Here is a 12,750-nt window from a genome sequence, read left to right as displayed (position 1 = left end):
GCCGACAGTATCAGGCCGACGCGCTCTCGCTCCCGCCGCTCGCCCCGTCGACGCTTTCGTCTCCCTCCGCCTCCGATTCCGTGACGGTCCGGCGGCGGTGTTCCACGACCGTTCCGTCGCGGGCGACGAACAGCGCGAGTTCCTCGTCCTCTAGCCTGGTAGTGACGCGGACACACCAGGGGTCCTCGGAGACAACGCGCTCGCGCCACTCGTCGCCGACGTTCCAGACCGGGCGGTCGCGCACGTCGTGGCCGTGTTCGTGGTAGAACGACACGACAGCAGGGTGGTCGAGCGTCGCGAGCGTGACCGGACAGCGCAGGCGCGCGCCGCAGGCCACGCACGAGAACGTCACCGTCGCCGGTCCGGGGTCGCCGGCGCGTTCGGCGTCCGCGTCGACGGCACCGCCGCACTCCGGGCAGACTCCCGTCGAGAACCCGGCGATCCGGTGGCGGTGGTGCGCGTCGAACGCCGCCGGGAGGTCCTCGTCGTCGTGGGTGTCGTGCCCGCTCGGCGGGAACGGGAGTTCCAGAACCGGGCCGTTACAGGCCTCGCAGGCGACAGTCGTCACGTTGTCCTCCACGCGGACGACCAGCGCCGCCTCGCCGCAGTGGGGACAGGCGTCGGAAAGCCCGACGGAGTCCCGACTCACACTCTCCGTGTACGTGCCCGCGGCGACGGTGCGGGCGATAGCGGTCCCCGCGTAGGTGAGTTCGTACTCGTCGCCGACGCTGCGGACGTACCGGTCGGTCAACTGCCGGAGGTGGTACGCGAACCCCGCGGACGTGTCTTCGTCGGTGGCCTCGTGCAGTTCAGAGAACGAGCGCCGCGCCGGCCGTCCGTCGTCTACGAGCGCGCGCAGGATGCGCAACCGCGTCTCGCTCCCGAGGACCTGAAAGGCGTCGCTGGGCGGGATGTCGTCGTCCGGGTCGCGGGGTCCGCTCATGTCTGTCTCTGATCGGCCACCGGTAATAAGCGCTGTCGTGGTCTCTGAACCGCGTTCGTTTCGCTCGGTTCCGTTCCAGTCTCCATGGCTGGCTTTTCCCTTCGACCGGCGTCCTCCACGTTCCGTAACTAATTCCGGTTACGAACTGCCCGTCCCCGACAGCGGATTTAAGAACGAGCGGTCACGATGTGGTGGTATGCTCGCGGACGAGTTCGGTCGGGAGGTGTCGGGTGTGCGGGTGTCGTTGACCGACCGGTGTAACTTCGACTGCGTCTACTGCCACAACGAGGGTCTGGGCGATACGCGCGGTCCGATGGATCCGCAAGACGACGAGATGACGGCCGACGAAGTCGTCCGCTTTCTGGAGGTCGCCGCCGAGTTCGACGTCGACTCAGTGAAGTTTACGGGCGGCGAACCGATGCTTCGCCAGGACCTCGAAGAGATCATCCGCCGGACCCCCGACGAGATGGAGGTGTCGATGACGACCAACGGCACCTTCCTCCCCGGCCGAGCGCCGGACCTCGTCGACGCCGGCCTCGAACGCGTCAACGTCTCGCAGGACGCGCTCGACCCCGACGACTTCGCCGAGGTGACCAAAAGCGGCGCGTACGAACAGGTACTTGAAGGCGTCGAGGCGGCCCTCGACGCCGGTCTCGACCCCGTCAAACTCAACATGGTAGTGTTCGAACACACCGCGGGCTACGTGCCCGAGATGGTCGACCACGTCGCCGAGAACGACGGTCTTCAGTTGCAGTTAATCGAGTACATGCCCGAACTCACCGGCCGCCCCGAGTGGAACATCGACATCGAACGCGTCCACGGCTGGCTAGAGGAACAGGCCGACGAGATCGAACGCCGCGAGATGCACGGCAGACGGCGTTACTGGATCGGTGGCGAAGACGGGTCGGACCCCGCCGACACGTCAGAAAACGGCGATCACGCGACCAGAGACGACCCCAACGCGGGACGCGGTATGGTCGAGATCGTCGACCCCGTCGAAAACGCTGACTTCTGCGCGAACTGTCATCGCGTGCGCGTCACGCACGAAGGATATCTCAAGGGGTGTCTCAACCGCAACGACGACCTGCGCTCGATGGGCGAGATGGAAAAACCCGAGATCCGCGAGACATTCCGGGAAACCGTCGACAACCGCGTGCCGTATTACGGCGAGTACATGATCAAAAACGACGACGGCGAGTGGGAGATCAACGAGGAGTACATTGGGGCCTGAGAGGGACTGTCGACATTCAGTAGCTTGCCGACGCGGGGACGGCGAACACCGGTACACAGTTCAAACGATCCCGTCGAAGGTCGCGTTTCGGGGTGCCGAACGAGCACACCCTGTCGCAACTGCGAGCGGAGCTACGCTTCCACACGAGAGACTGTCCGGGTCATTCGAGGGAGTAGCGAGCGTCTGACGGCTCGCTGGACCGTTCGCTGCGCGACCGGAACCGGTTTGTCGCACCGTCACGGTGCCCGATACTTTCGTGACGCTTAAGTACCCGAGAGGGAGTAGAATTGAACGCAATACGATGTAGGGGTATCGGGCCCCGAGTCCGAGAGGGCGGAGATAGAACAGCGAGTCGTGGTAGCCTAGCCTGGCCCAAGGCGCAGGGTTGCTAACTCTGTGGCGTCAAGCCTCCGGGGTTCAAATCCCCGCCACGACGTCGTACTGGAACCGGAACTTCCGGTTCGCGAGGGGTTTCAGCCCCGACGAAATCATCGAAGCGTTTTCGACGCTTCGACCCAGACAACAGATCAGCTATGAGTGCAGAAGAACCACAGGACGAACCCGAAGACGATGAGGATCTTCGCTACTTCGTCCGCATCGGGCAAACGGACCTCGATGGGACGAAGGCCGTAGAGCGATCACTCATCGAGATGAACGGCATCGGGCGACGAACAGCCCGCATCATCGCCGACGAGGCGAACGTAGACCGGAAGGCGACGTTCGGCCGACTCGAAGACGACGAGATCGAACGCGTGACCGACGAGGTCGAGAACTACGCGGACACGGTCCCGGAGTGGCTCACCAACCGCCGCAACGACTTCTTCAGCGGCGAGACCACACACGAGACCGGCAACGACCTCTCGATGACGCGACGGCAGGACATCAACCGCATGAAGATGATCAGTTCCTACCGTGGCGTCCGCCACAACCGCGGCCAGAAGGTCCGCGGCCAGCGCACGAAGTCCACCGGCCGTACCGAGGGGACTATCGGCGTCAACGTCGAGGAGATCCGCGAGGAAGCCGCGGAAGAGGCCGCCGGAGAGGAAGACGAGGACGAGGGGGGGCTCTAACCGATGCCGCTCGGAAGCAAAACGAAGGCTTACGAGACCCCGAACCACCCCTGGCAGGGCGAGCGGATCGCCGGCGAACACGACCTCGTCGGCCGCTACGGCCTGAAAAACAAGGAAGAACTCTGGCGCGCTCAGTCCGAACTGCGCTCGTACCGCCGCGAGGCGCGTGCGCTGCTCGGTCGCGCGCAGGGCGACGCCGAGGCCGCCGCAAAGCGCGGCGACGAGTTCCTCGCCCGCCTGAAGCGGATCGGCGTCCTCGACGAGGAGGACGGTCTCGACGACATCCTGTCGCTCGAGATCAACGACGTTCTCGAACGTCGCCTCCAGACGGTCGCCTACCGTAAGGGACTCGCGAACACGCCGGAGCAGGCCCGGCAGTTCATCGTTCACGGACACGTCGTGGTCGGCGAGAGCCGCGTCACGCGACCGTCGTACAAGGTCGACGTCGACGAAGCGGAGTACATCGACTTCGACGACACGAGCCCGCTCGCGGACGATCTCCACCCCGAACGCGCGGAGGAACAATAACATGAGCGAATCAGAAGACAGCAAGTGGGGCATCGCCCACGTGCACGCATCGTTCAACAACACGATCATCACCGTCACCGACCTCACCGGCGCCGAGACGATAGCCGATTCGTCCGGCGGCGCGGTCGTCAAGCAGAACCGCGACGAGGCGTCGCCGTATGCGGCCATGCAGATGGCCGAAACGGTCGCCGAGGACGTACTGGCGGCCGGCGTCGAGGGCGTCCACGTTCGCGTCCGCGGTCCCGGCGGCAACCTCCAGAAGAGTCCCGGCCCGGGCGCACAGGCGACTATCCGAGCCCTGGCCCGCGCCGGTCTGGAGATCGGTCGGATCGAAGACGTCACGCCGATCCCGCACGACGGGTCGCGCGCTCCCAAAGGGAAGGGCGGATTCTAACCCATGGCAGAAGAGTACGACGTTGAGTTCATCGAACGCGGGGACCGATCCGCCCGGTTCCTCGTCCGCGGCGTGACGCCGGCGTTCGCCAACGGCATCCGCCGGGCGATGATCGCCGACGTGCCCACGCTCTCCGTCGACAGCGTCCGCGTGATCGAGAACTCGTCGGTCATGTTCGACGAGCAGATCGCACACCGTCTCGGGATGGTGCCGTTGACCACTCCCGAAGGCGAGTTCGAGGAGGGTGACGTCGTCACTTTGAGTATCGACGTCAAGGGGCCGAGCACGGCGTACTCCGGCGACCTCGTCAGCGGTGACAGCGTCGTCGAACCGGCTGACGACAACATTCCGATCATCGACCTCAAGGACGACCAGCGTCTCGAACTGGAGGCCGAGGCCGTACTCGACAGTGGCAAGAGCCACGCCAAACATCAGGGCGGCGTCGCGGTCGGTTACCGCCACCTCCAGTACGTCGACGTGGTCGGCGACGCGGCCGAGTTCGAGGAGCAAGAGCCCAACATCCTGCGCGGCGTCATCGAGGAACGCGCCGCGGAGCACGCGGAGGGCAACGCCGTGAACGGCGACCTCGTCCCGACCGAGGAGTTCGACAACGACCTCACGAACCGGTACCCCGGCAAGGAGGTGGAGGTCAACGACGTGTCGAACGCGTTCGTGTTCGACGTCGAAACGGACGGGTCGCTCACGGTCGAGGAACTCGTGTCCCGCGCGGTCGGGTCGCTGGAAGACCGTGCGACGGAACTACGCGAAGCAGTCCAACTATAAGCACAGATGATCCTTCAAACCGGTTCCCTGACGGCCGCCCGCTCCGGCGGGAGCCGCGGGACCCGATACGAATCGGCAACCGAAACTGGTTTGAAGGGCACCGAACAAGGAACCAATGCCTACGAGGGCACGACGTGCAGGGATAGCCAAGTCAGGCCAACGGCGCAGCGTTCAGGGCGCTGTCTCGTAGGAGTCCGCAGGTTCAAATCCTGCTCCCTGCATCACTTCTTCAATGAGGATACGTTATGAGTAAGACAAATCCGAGGCTGAGCAGTCTTGTCGCCGAGCTGAAATCGGTGGCGCGGGATTCTGACGCCAACGTCTGGAAGGACGTGGCGGCCCGCCTCGAGAAACCACGCAGCACGCACGCCGAAGTCAACCTGGGCCGAATCGAACGGTACGCCCGGGAAGACGAGACGGTCATCGTGCCGGGCAAGGTTCTCGGGAGCGGTGCAATACAGAAGAACGTCACCGTCGCCGCCGTCGACTTCTCGTCGACGGCCGAAACGAAGATCGAGAAGGTCGGCGAGACGCTAGATCTGGCACAGGCAATCGAACAGAACCCCGAAGGTAGCAACGTGCGGGTGATCCGATGAGTATCGCAGAGTTCGAAGCGGACGTCGCCGTAGATGCGCGCGACTGCATCCTCGGCCGCGTCGCAAGTCGGGTGGCGGAGAAAGCACTGAACGGTGAGCGCGTGGCCGTGATCAACGCGGAGGACGCGGTCATCACTGGCGACGAGGACGACATCATGAGCAAGTACCGGAAGCGCCGGGAACTCGGCTCTGACAGCGGACCGTACTACCCGAAGCGGCCGGACGAGATCCTCAAGCGATCGATCCGCGGGATGCTCCCCTACAAGAAGAAACGCGGCCGCGAGGCGTTCGAGAACGTCCGCGTCTACGTGGGCAACCCCCACGACCGCGACGGGGAGATCCTCGACGGAACGTCGCTGGATCGCCTGTCGAACATCCGCTTCGTCCATCTGGGCGAGGTCAGCAACGAACTGGGTGCTAACGTCACATGGTAACCAACACGAGCGGCAAGAAAAAGACCGCCATCGCCCGCGCGACCGTTCGCGATGGCGACGGCAAGGTCCGCATCAACTCCCAGCCAGTCGAGCTGGTCGAACCGGAACTCGCGCGCCTGAAGATGCTGGAGCCGTTCCGCATCGCCGGTGAGGAGCGCGAGCAGGTGGACGTCGACATCAGCGTCGAGGGCGGCGGCATCAGCGGGCAGGCGGACGCGGTCCGAACCGCAATCGCCCGCGGCATCGTCCAGCACTTGGGCGACGCCGAACTCCGCGACTCGTTCATGGAGTTCGACCGTTCCCTGCTGGTCAACGACGTCCGGCAGTCCGAACCCAAGAAGTGGGGCGGCCCCGGGGCGCGGGCCCGCTACCAGAAGTCCTACCGCTAACCCATGATGGTACCTGTCCGGTGTTTCACGTGCGGCAACGTCGTGGGTGAACACTGGGAAGAGTTCAAGGCACGCGCACGAGAGGGAGACGAGGACCCCGAAGCGGTCCTCGACGACCTCGGCGTCGAGCGCCACTGCTGTCGGCGGATGATCGTGTCTCACAAGGACCTCGTCGACATCGTCTCCCCCTATCAGTAATGTCGCGATCAGAACGCTTCACCCGATACGAGAAAGCGCGGATCCTGGGCGCGAGAGCGCTGCAGGTGTCGTACGGCGCACCGGTGCTCATCGACACCGACCAGACCGAGCCGATCCTGATCGCCGCGGAGGAGTACGACGCAGGCGTGTTGCCGTTTACAGTCACGAGGGATTCGACGTGACGTTGATAACTACCGTGCGACTGCGTCGCGTGCTCGACTCCAGGGGGAACCCGACCGTCGAGGCGGACGTCCTCACCGAGAGCGGCGGCTTCGGCCGGGCGGCGGCCCCGAGCGGCGCGAGCACGGGCGAGTACGAGGCTATCGAGCTTCCCCCGAACGAGGCGATCGCGAAGGCCCGAGAACTCGCCGTGCCTCGTCTCGAAGGGCAGGTGTACGCGGGCAATCAGCGAGACGTGGACAACGCCTTGCGCGGCGCGGACGGCACCGACGACTTCTCGGAGATCGGTGCGAACAGCGCCGTCGCCATCAGCATGGCTGCGGCGAAAGCCGGTGCCGACGTGATCGGCGCGCCGACGTACCAGCATCTCGGCGGCACGTTCCGCGGAGAGAACTTCCCGACGCCGCTTGGCAACGTCATCGGCGGCGGCGAACACGCTGCGGACGCAACCCACATCCAGGAGTTCCTCGCCGCGCCGGTCGGCGCGCCGAGCGTCTCCGACGCCGTCTTCGCCAACGCTGCCGTCCACCAGGAGGTCGCCGACATCCTCGAAGAGCGCGGCGTCCCCTCGGGCAAAGGCGACGAGGGCGCGTGGGCGCCCTCTATCGACGACGCCGAGGCGTTCGACATCATGGCCGAGGCGGTCGACACCGTCAGCGGCGAGTTCGGCTTCGAGATCGGATTCGGCCTCGACGTGGCCGGTGCCGAACTGTACGACGCTGACGCCGGCGGCTACGTGTACGGCGACCGCGTCCGTGACACGGACGAACAGATCGACTACATCGCCGACCTCGTCTCGGAGTACGACCTCGTCTACGTAGAGGACCCGCTCGACGAGGACGATTACGAGGCGTTCGCCGACCTGACGGACCGGGTCGGCGACCGGACGCTCGTCTGCGGCGACGACCTGTTCGTCACGAACACGGACCGCCTGCAGACGGGCATCGATCAGGGCGCTGGCAACAGCATCCTGATCAAGCCCAACCAGATCGGCACGCTGACCGACGCCTTCGACGCCATCGAACTGGCCGGGGAACACGGCTACGACGCCGTTGTCTCCCACCGCAGTGGCGAGACGGAGGACGCGACCATCGCACACCTCGCCGTCGCGACCGACGCCCCGTTCATCAAGACGGGGACGGTCGGCGGCGAGCGAACCGCCAAACTCAACGAACTCATCCGCATCGCGGACGACGCACTATGACAGAGAACGACGCAGAACAGGAAGGGCTCGACGCGGCCGAAGAAGAGGTCGACCCCGAACCGGCAGAGGGTGCCGGTCCGGCGGCTCAGACCGAGGACGCGGAGCCCGCGGAGGAAGCGACCCCCGAGGACGCCGAAGCGGCGACCGAGGACGAACCACAGCTAGACGAGGACGTCATGTCCGACGAGGAGGCCGACCTCCTCATCCCCGTCGAGGACTACCTCGGCGCGGGGGTCCACATCGGGACCCAGCAGAAGACCAAGGACATGAGCCGGTACATCCACCGAGTCCGTACCGACGGTCTGTACGTGCTGGACGTCTCGAAGACGGACAGTCGGATCCGGACCGCCGCGAACTTCCTGGCGAACTACGACCCGGAGCAGATACTCATCACGTCGTCGCGCCAGTACGGTCGCTTCCCGGCCGAGAAGTTCGCCGACGCGGTGGGCGCTCGCGCCCGCACCGGTCGGTTCATCCCGGGCACACTGACCAACCCCAAGTACGAGGGGTACATCGAGCCGGACGTACTGGTCGTCACCGACCCCATCGGCGACGCCCAGGCCGTCAAGGAGGCTATCACGGTTGGCATCCCGGTCATCGCGATGTGTGACTCCAACAACGGCCTCGGCAACGTCGACCTCGCAGTCCCGACGAACAACAAGGGTCGAAAGGCGCTTTCGGTCGTCTACTGGCTCCTCGCCAACGAGACGCTGGACCGCCGCGGTGCCGAACCCGCCTACTCGCTCGACGACTTCGAGAGCGGGATTTAAACGTCGATTCGAACTGTTTTCGGTATCACGTCCGTTCGCAAGCGGCGGCGCTGTGACGGAGGCGGCCGGTAGCTCGTCTGACGGCGGCCTGTCAGCTACGTTTCGACGTTGTCGTCCTCCGGCGTGCGCGCCTGCCAGTGCAGAGCGCGGCCCGAGACGGCGGCTCCGGCGGCGAACGCGACCGCTGCGAGGTAGAGCGGTCCGAGATGGACCAGGTGGTCGTAGTCGAACGCCGCGCCGAAGTGGACGGGAATCGCCGTCACCAGTGCGACCGTCGCGGTCAGGACCGCAGTCGACCACGCCCATGGGTAGCCCCGCCGGACGCCGTACCACGCGAGGCTGACGACGGCGATACCGGTGGCGATCATGAAGCCGCTGAACGCGACGTGGAGGTGGTCGAGATAGTCGAACAGCGCCGGATCCGGCGCTGTCGATTCGGCGAGCGATTCCACACCGACCTCGTACCGGATGCCGAGAACGGTCCGGAGAAGCGAATATATCCCGTATCCGACGAACAGGGCCCCTCCGACAGTCATCAACTGCGCGCCGAGATGGCGTCCGGTGCTTGTGTCCGCGTCCATCGCTCGCTGTACGACGTCGAGACGGGTATAACGGTGGCCGAGGGGCACGCCCCCAGCTTCAAGCGGTTTCGGTCCCTAGCCTGGACGATGTCCGAAACACCCCCTGGACCGAGCGGGGAACCGTTGTTCGGCGACAGTCGAAGATACTCGCGGAACCCGTTCCGGTTCATCGAGTCGCTGGAGGAGGCTTACGGCGACGTATCGCGGTTCGATATGGGGCCGATGGACACGTACGTGCTCTGTTCGCCGACTGCCATCGAACGCGTGCTGGTCTCGGAAGCCGACCGGTTCCGCAAACCCGACTTCCAGGGAGACGCGCTGGGTGACCTGCTCGGAGACGGTCTGTTGCTTTCCGAGGGTGAGACGTGGGAACGTCAGCGCGACCTGGCTCAGCCGTCGTTCTCGATGGCTCGACTCGCCAGGATGGCAGACCGGATCACCGGCCACGCCGCGGACCGCGTGGGTTCCTGGACCGCCGGCGAGACGATAGATGTCGAAGACGCGATGACGCGCGTGACGCTGGACGTCATTCTCGACCTGATGATGGGCGTCGAGTTGCCCGACAGTCGCGTTCGGACGATACAGGAGCAACTTGAGCCGCTGGGTGCCCGATTCGAACCGGACCCGATCCGGTTCGCAGCGCCCGAGTGGGCACCGATGCCGGGCGACGCGGAGTTCGAGCGGGCCGTCTCCACGCTCGACGACGTGTTAGACGAGATCATCGCTGTACGAGAGGGAACGACGGGCGGCGAGGACGGCCCGTCGGACTTCCTCTCGGTTCTCATGCGCGCCCGAGACGAGGGCGCGCAGTCCCCTGACCAGTTGCGCGACGAGATGATGACGATGCTGCTTGCGGGCCACGACACGACGGCGCTGACGCTGACGTACACCTGGTTCCTGCTGTCGGAGCATCCCGAGGCGGAGCGTCGCGTCCACGAGGAAGTCGACGCCGTGGTTGGCGACGACCGGCCCGGGATGGAACACGTCCACGAGTTCGAGTACGTCGACTGGGTGATACAGGAAGCGATGCGGCTCTACCCGCCCGTGTACACTATCTTCCGCGAACCGACTGACGACGTGACGCTCGCGGGCTACGACGTCGACGCCGGAACGTCTCTGATGCTTCCGCAGTGGGGCGTGCACCGCTCGGAGCGATTCTGGGACGACCCCGAGACGTTCGACCCGGAACGCTGGCGGCCTGAGCGCGCGAATGAGCGTCCGCGGTTTGCGTACTTCCCGTTCGGCGGGGGACCGCGTCACTGCATCGGTAAGCACCTGGCGCTGCTGTAGGCGAAGCTGATAGTGGCGACCGTCGCCGGCGACTACCGTCTCGACTTCGTCGGAGAGACGCCGCTGGAACTGCTCCCGTCGCTGACGGTCCATCCGAAACAGACGATGACGATGCGCGTCGAGGAGCGGTCGTAACCGGAGTGAGAGCGATCGACGGTCCGAAAACTCCTAACCACCTCGGCGCGCAGGGGCCGGTATGGTCACGTCGAGCGCTCCCGGCAAGGTGTATCTGTTCGGGGAGCACGCGGTCGTCTACGGCGAACCGGCGGTCCCGTGCGCCATCGAGCGGCGCGCACGGGTCACCGTCGAGCAGCGGTCCGACAGCAAACTACGGGTCCACGCGGAAGACCTCTCGCTCGACGGGTTCACCGTCGAGTACAGCGGCGACGCCGACGGGCACCCGGACATCGACGTCTCGGAGTCACTGGTCGAGGCGGCGATGGGGTACGTCGACGCCGCCGTCGATCAGGCCCGCGACGCCGTCGCCGAACAGCGCGGTGAGGACGCGCCTGCGGTGGGATTCGACGTTTCGATAGCGAGCGACATACCGCTCGGGGCCGGACTGGGGTCGTCGGCCGCCGTGACGGTAGCGGGTATCGACGCCGCCACGCGTGAACTCGGCGTCGAACTGTCGTCCGAAACGATCGCCGACCGCGCGTTCCGCGCGGAGTACGACGTACAGAAGGGGCAGGCCTCCCGCGCGGACACGTTCTGCTCGGCGACGGGCGGTGCCGTCCGCGTCGAGGGCGACGACTGCCGCGGGATCGGCGCGCCGGATCTCCCGTTCGTCATCGGCTTCGACGGCGGCGCGGGCGACACCGGGAAACTCGTCGCGGGCGTCCGAGAACTCCGCGACGAGTACGGGTTCGCGGCGGATACGGTCGAGGCCATCGGCGACATCGTCCGGCGGGGCGAACAGGTACTCGCGGACGCCGCCGAGGACCCAGAGAGCGACCGGATCGACGAACTCGGCGACCTGATGGACTTCAACCACGGTCTGCTGGAGGCGCTCGGCGTCTCCTCGCGGTCACTGGATTCGATGGTGTGGGCGGCCCGCGACGCCGGCGCTCGCGGCGCGAAACTCACCGGCGCGGGCGGCGGCGGTTGCATCGTCGCGCTGGACGAGACGGACGAGACCGAAACCGCACTCGAGTTCACGCCCGGATGCGAGACGGCGTTCCGCGCGGAACTAGCAACGGACGGAGTCCGGGTGGAGTCGTCGTGACCACCATCGTCAAACTCGGTGGAAGCGTCATCACGGACAAAGAGCGCGACGAGACGCTTGACGGAGGGGCGCTCGACCGCGCGGCCGACCACATCGCCGACGCGTCGACCGACGACCTCGTCGTCGTTCACGGCGGCGGCAGCTTCGGCCACCCTCACGCCGACGAACACGGTGTTTCGACGACCGATGGAACGCAGGACGCGGACGGGGCGCTCGCCATCCACGGCGCGATGACGACGTTGAACCGGTTCGTCGTCGAGCGCCTGCGCGAACGGGACGTTCCCGCGCTCCCCGTTCACCCTCTTTCCGCCGCGGCCCGTGCTGACGCGGCGCGGCTATCGCTCCCGACCGACCAGGTCTCGACGATGCTCGGAGAGGGGTTCGTTCCGGTGCTTCACGGCGACGTGGTCGCCCACGAGGGGAAAGGCGTCACAGTGCTTTCCGGCGACGAGATAGTCACGCACGTCGGAAAAGCGATTGGCGCGGACCGCATCGGCGTCTGTTCGACGGTGCCGGGCGTTCTCGACGCCGACGGCGACGTGATCCCTCGTATTGACGCGTTCGGCGACGTGGCAGACGCTCTCGGGGGAAGTGACGCGACGGACGTCAGCGGCGGCATGGCGGGGAAAGTACGGGAGTTGCTTGCGCTGGACCGCCCGGCCTCGGTGTTCGACCTCGACGGCCTGGACGCGTTCCTCGCCGGCGAGCGGCCGGGGACGACGATCGAGTCGCGGTGAGATAGGGCCGAAAGATCCCCCGAGACCGACTCAGCGTTTGCGTTTCAGTACGTGTCCCACGTCTCCATGTCGTTTTCCTCGTAGAACGTTGTGCGAGCGCATATTGCTCTATCACGAATTCGAAACGACCGTATTCGGGAACGTCAGGTCGTACGATGGTGGAAACGTACATCCATCGCCTAACCCACGCAGTTTTT

The 12,750-nt window shown here is 65.8% G+C and carries 16 protein-coding genes, 2 tRNA genes and 1 pseudogene; 17 read left to right on the top strand and 2 right to left on the bottom strand.

Annotated features, from left to right (window positions below):
* Positions 1–10: 10 nt before the first annotated feature.
* Entirely contained in the window at positions 11–943 is a 933-nt protein-coding gene (locus EYW42_RS04955) for a DUF7351 domain-containing protein (protein ID WP_135534157.1), read from the bottom strand.
* Between the two features lie 196 nt (positions 944–1,139).
* On the opposite strand from EYW42_RS04955, the gene moaA reads away from it, so the two are divergent.
* The 14 genes from moaA (at position 1,140) to rpsB (ending at position 8,720) form a co-directional block, all read left to right on the top strand.
* Entirely contained in the window at positions 1,140–2,174 is a 1,035-nt protein-coding gene (gene moaA / locus EYW42_RS04950; RefSeq protein WP_135534156.1) for a GTP 3',8-cyclase MoaA, read from the top strand.
* Between the two features lie 351 nt (positions 2,175–2,525).
* Positions 2,526–2,610 (top strand) — tRNA-Ser (locus tag EYW42_RS04945).
* A gap of 97 nt (positions 2,611–2,707) precedes the next feature.
* Positions 2,708–3,244, top strand: coding sequence for a 30S ribosomal protein S13 (locus EYW42_RS04940; protein WP_135534155.1), 537 nt, complete (start codon positions 2,708–2,710; stop codon positions 3,242–3,244).
* A 3-nt stretch (positions 3,245–3,247) separates the two neighbouring features.
* Positions 3,248–3,772 carry a 30S ribosomal protein S4 gene (locus tag EYW42_RS04935; protein WP_135534154.1) on the top strand — a complete coding sequence of 175 codons (525 nt, stop codon included), beginning with the start codon at positions 3,248–3,250 and terminating at the stop codon, positions 3,770–3,772.
* 1 nt (position 3,773) lies between these two features.
* Positions 3,774–4,166 (top strand): 30S ribosomal protein S11, encoded by a 393-nt coding sequence (locus EYW42_RS04930; RefSeq protein ID WP_135534153.1) that lies wholly within the window; start codon positions 3,774–3,776, stop codon positions 4,164–4,166.
* Positions 4,167–4,169: 3 nt separating this feature from the next.
* Positions 4,170–4,949, top strand: coding sequence for a DNA-directed RNA polymerase subunit D (locus EYW42_RS04925; protein ID WP_135534152.1), 780 nt, complete (start codon positions 4,170–4,172; stop codon positions 4,947–4,949).
* Positions 4,950–5,085: 136 nt separating this feature from the next.
* Positions 5,086–5,170: transfer RNA gene (locus EYW42_RS04920), tRNA-Leu, on the top strand.
* Between the two features lie 24 nt (positions 5,171–5,194).
* Positions 5,195–5,545 carry a 50S ribosomal protein L18e gene (locus tag EYW42_RS04915; protein WP_135534151.1) on the top strand — a complete coding sequence of 117 codons (351 nt, stop codon included), beginning with the start codon at positions 5,195–5,197 and terminating at the stop codon, positions 5,543–5,545.
* Entirely contained in the window at positions 5,542–5,979 is a 438-nt protein-coding gene (locus EYW42_RS04910) for a 50S ribosomal protein L13 (RefSeq protein WP_135534150.1), read from the top strand. Before EYW42_RS04915 ends, EYW42_RS04910 begins: the two co-directional genes overlap by 4 nt.
* Positions 5,973–6,368: a 30S ribosomal protein S9 gene (locus EYW42_RS04905; RefSeq protein ID WP_135534149.1), complete on the top strand. Its 396-nt coding sequence runs from the start codon at positions 5,973–5,975 to the stop codon at positions 6,366–6,368. The genes EYW42_RS04910 and EYW42_RS04905 overlap by 7 nt, the downstream gene beginning before the upstream one ends.
* Before the next feature lie 3 nt (positions 6,369–6,371).
* On the top strand, positions 6,372–6,566 hold the full coding sequence (locus EYW42_RS04900) for a DNA-directed RNA polymerase subunit N (protein WP_135534148.1): 195 nt from the start codon (positions 6,372–6,374) through the stop codon (positions 6,564–6,566).
* Positions 6,566–6,748 (top strand): DNA-directed RNA polymerase subunit K, encoded by a 183-nt coding sequence (locus EYW42_RS04895; RefSeq protein WP_135534147.1) that lies wholly within the window; start codon positions 6,566–6,568, stop codon positions 6,746–6,748. The genes EYW42_RS04900 and EYW42_RS04895 overlap by 1 nt, the downstream gene beginning before the upstream one ends.
* Positions 6,745–7,950: a phosphopyruvate hydratase gene (gene eno, locus EYW42_RS04890; protein ID WP_135534146.1), complete on the top strand. Its 1,206-nt coding sequence runs from the start codon at positions 6,745–6,747 to the stop codon at positions 7,948–7,950. Before EYW42_RS04895 ends, eno begins: the two co-directional genes overlap by 4 nt.
* Positions 7,947–8,720, top strand: a complete 774-nt coding sequence (gene rpsB / locus EYW42_RS04885; protein ID WP_135534145.1) for a 30S ribosomal protein S2 — start codon at positions 7,947–7,949, stop codon at positions 8,718–8,720. The genes eno and rpsB overlap by 4 nt, the downstream gene beginning before the upstream one ends.
* Positions 8,721–8,815: 95 nt before the next feature.
* Here the strand turns inward: rpsB and EYW42_RS04880 are convergent, their stop codons facing one another.
* Positions 8,816–9,301: a hypothetical protein gene (locus EYW42_RS04880; RefSeq protein WP_135534144.1), complete on the bottom strand. Its 486-nt coding sequence runs from the start codon at positions 9,299–9,301 to the stop codon at positions 8,816–8,818.
* Positions 9,302–9,388: 87 nt separating this feature from the next.
* Here EYW42_RS04880 and EYW42_RS04875 point away from each other — a divergent pair.
* The 3 genes and pseudogenes from EYW42_RS04875 (at position 9,389) to EYW42_RS04865 (ending at position 12,553) form a co-directional block, all read left to right on the top strand.
* A pseudogene (locus EYW42_RS04875) lies at positions 9,389–10,726 on the top strand (cytochrome P450).
* Between the two features lie 61 nt (positions 10,727–10,787).
* The gene (mvk, locus tag EYW42_RS04870; protein ID WP_135534143.1) at positions 10,788–11,816 is read left to right on the top strand and encodes a mevalonate kinase; all 1,029 of its coding nucleotides are present in this window, start codon (positions 10,788–10,790) and stop codon (positions 11,814–11,816) included.
* Positions 11,813–12,553 carry an isopentenyl phosphate kinase gene (locus EYW42_RS04865; RefSeq protein ID WP_202613814.1) on the top strand — a complete coding sequence of 247 codons (741 nt, stop codon included), beginning with the start codon at positions 11,813–11,815 and terminating at the stop codon, positions 12,551–12,553. Before mvk ends, EYW42_RS04865 begins: the two co-directional genes overlap by 4 nt.
* Positions 12,554–12,750 lie beyond the last annotated feature (197 nt).

Origin of the sequence: Halostella pelagica (genome assembly GCF_004762015.1) — an archaeon.
In the GTDB taxonomy this organism is placed as follows: domain Archaea; phylum Halobacteriota; class Halobacteria; order Halobacteriales; family Natronoarchaeaceae; genus Halostella; species Halostella pelagica.
This window is presented reverse-complemented; position numbering and strand designations above follow the sequence as displayed.

Excerpts from the sequence above, each read along its gene's own strand:
- EYW42_RS04955 (WP_135534157.1), bottom strand. The coding sequence starts at position 943 with ATGAGCGGACCCCGCGACCCGGACGACGACATCCCGCCCAGCGACGCC.
- moaA (WP_135534156.1), top strand. The coding sequence starts at position 1,140 with ATGCTCGCGGACGAGTTCGGTCGGGAGGTGTCGGGTGTGCGGGTGTCG.
- EYW42_RS04940 (WP_135534155.1), top strand. The coding sequence starts at position 2,708 with ATGAGTGCAGAAGAACCACAGGACGAACCCGAAGACGATGAGGATCTT.
- EYW42_RS04935 (WP_135534154.1), top strand. The coding sequence starts at position 3,248 with ATGCCGCTCGGAAGCAAAACGAAGGCTTACGAGACCCCGAACCACCCC.
- EYW42_RS04930 (WP_135534153.1), top strand. The coding sequence starts at position 3,774 with ATGAGCGAATCAGAAGACAGCAAGTGGGGCATCGCCCACGTGCACGCA.
- EYW42_RS04925 (WP_135534152.1), top strand. The coding sequence starts at position 4,170 with ATGGCAGAAGAGTACGACGTTGAGTTCATCGAACGCGGGGACCGATCC.
- EYW42_RS04915 (WP_135534151.1), top strand. The coding sequence starts at position 5,195 with ATGAGTAAGACAAATCCGAGGCTGAGCAGTCTTGTCGCCGAGCTGAAA.
- EYW42_RS04910 (WP_135534150.1), top strand. The coding sequence starts at position 5,542 with ATGAGTATCGCAGAGTTCGAAGCGGACGTCGCCGTAGATGCGCGCGAC.
- EYW42_RS04905 (WP_135534149.1), top strand. The coding sequence starts at position 5,973 with ATGGTAACCAACACGAGCGGCAAGAAAAAGACCGCCATCGCCCGCGCG.
- EYW42_RS04900 (WP_135534148.1), top strand. The coding sequence starts at position 6,372 with ATGATGGTACCTGTCCGGTGTTTCACGTGCGGCAACGTCGTGGGTGAA.
- EYW42_RS04895 (WP_135534147.1), top strand. The coding sequence starts at position 6,566 with ATGTCGCGATCAGAACGCTTCACCCGATACGAGAAAGCGCGGATCCTG.
- rpsB (WP_135534145.1), top strand. The coding sequence starts at position 7,947 with ATGACAGAGAACGACGCAGAACAGGAAGGGCTCGACGCGGCCGAAGAA.
- EYW42_RS04880 (WP_135534144.1), bottom strand. The coding sequence starts at position 9,301 with ATGGACGCGGACACAAGCACCGGACGCCATCTCGGCGCGCAGTTGATG.
- mvk (WP_135534143.1), top strand. The coding sequence starts at position 10,788 with ATGGTCACGTCGAGCGCTCCCGGCAAGGTGTATCTGTTCGGGGAGCAC.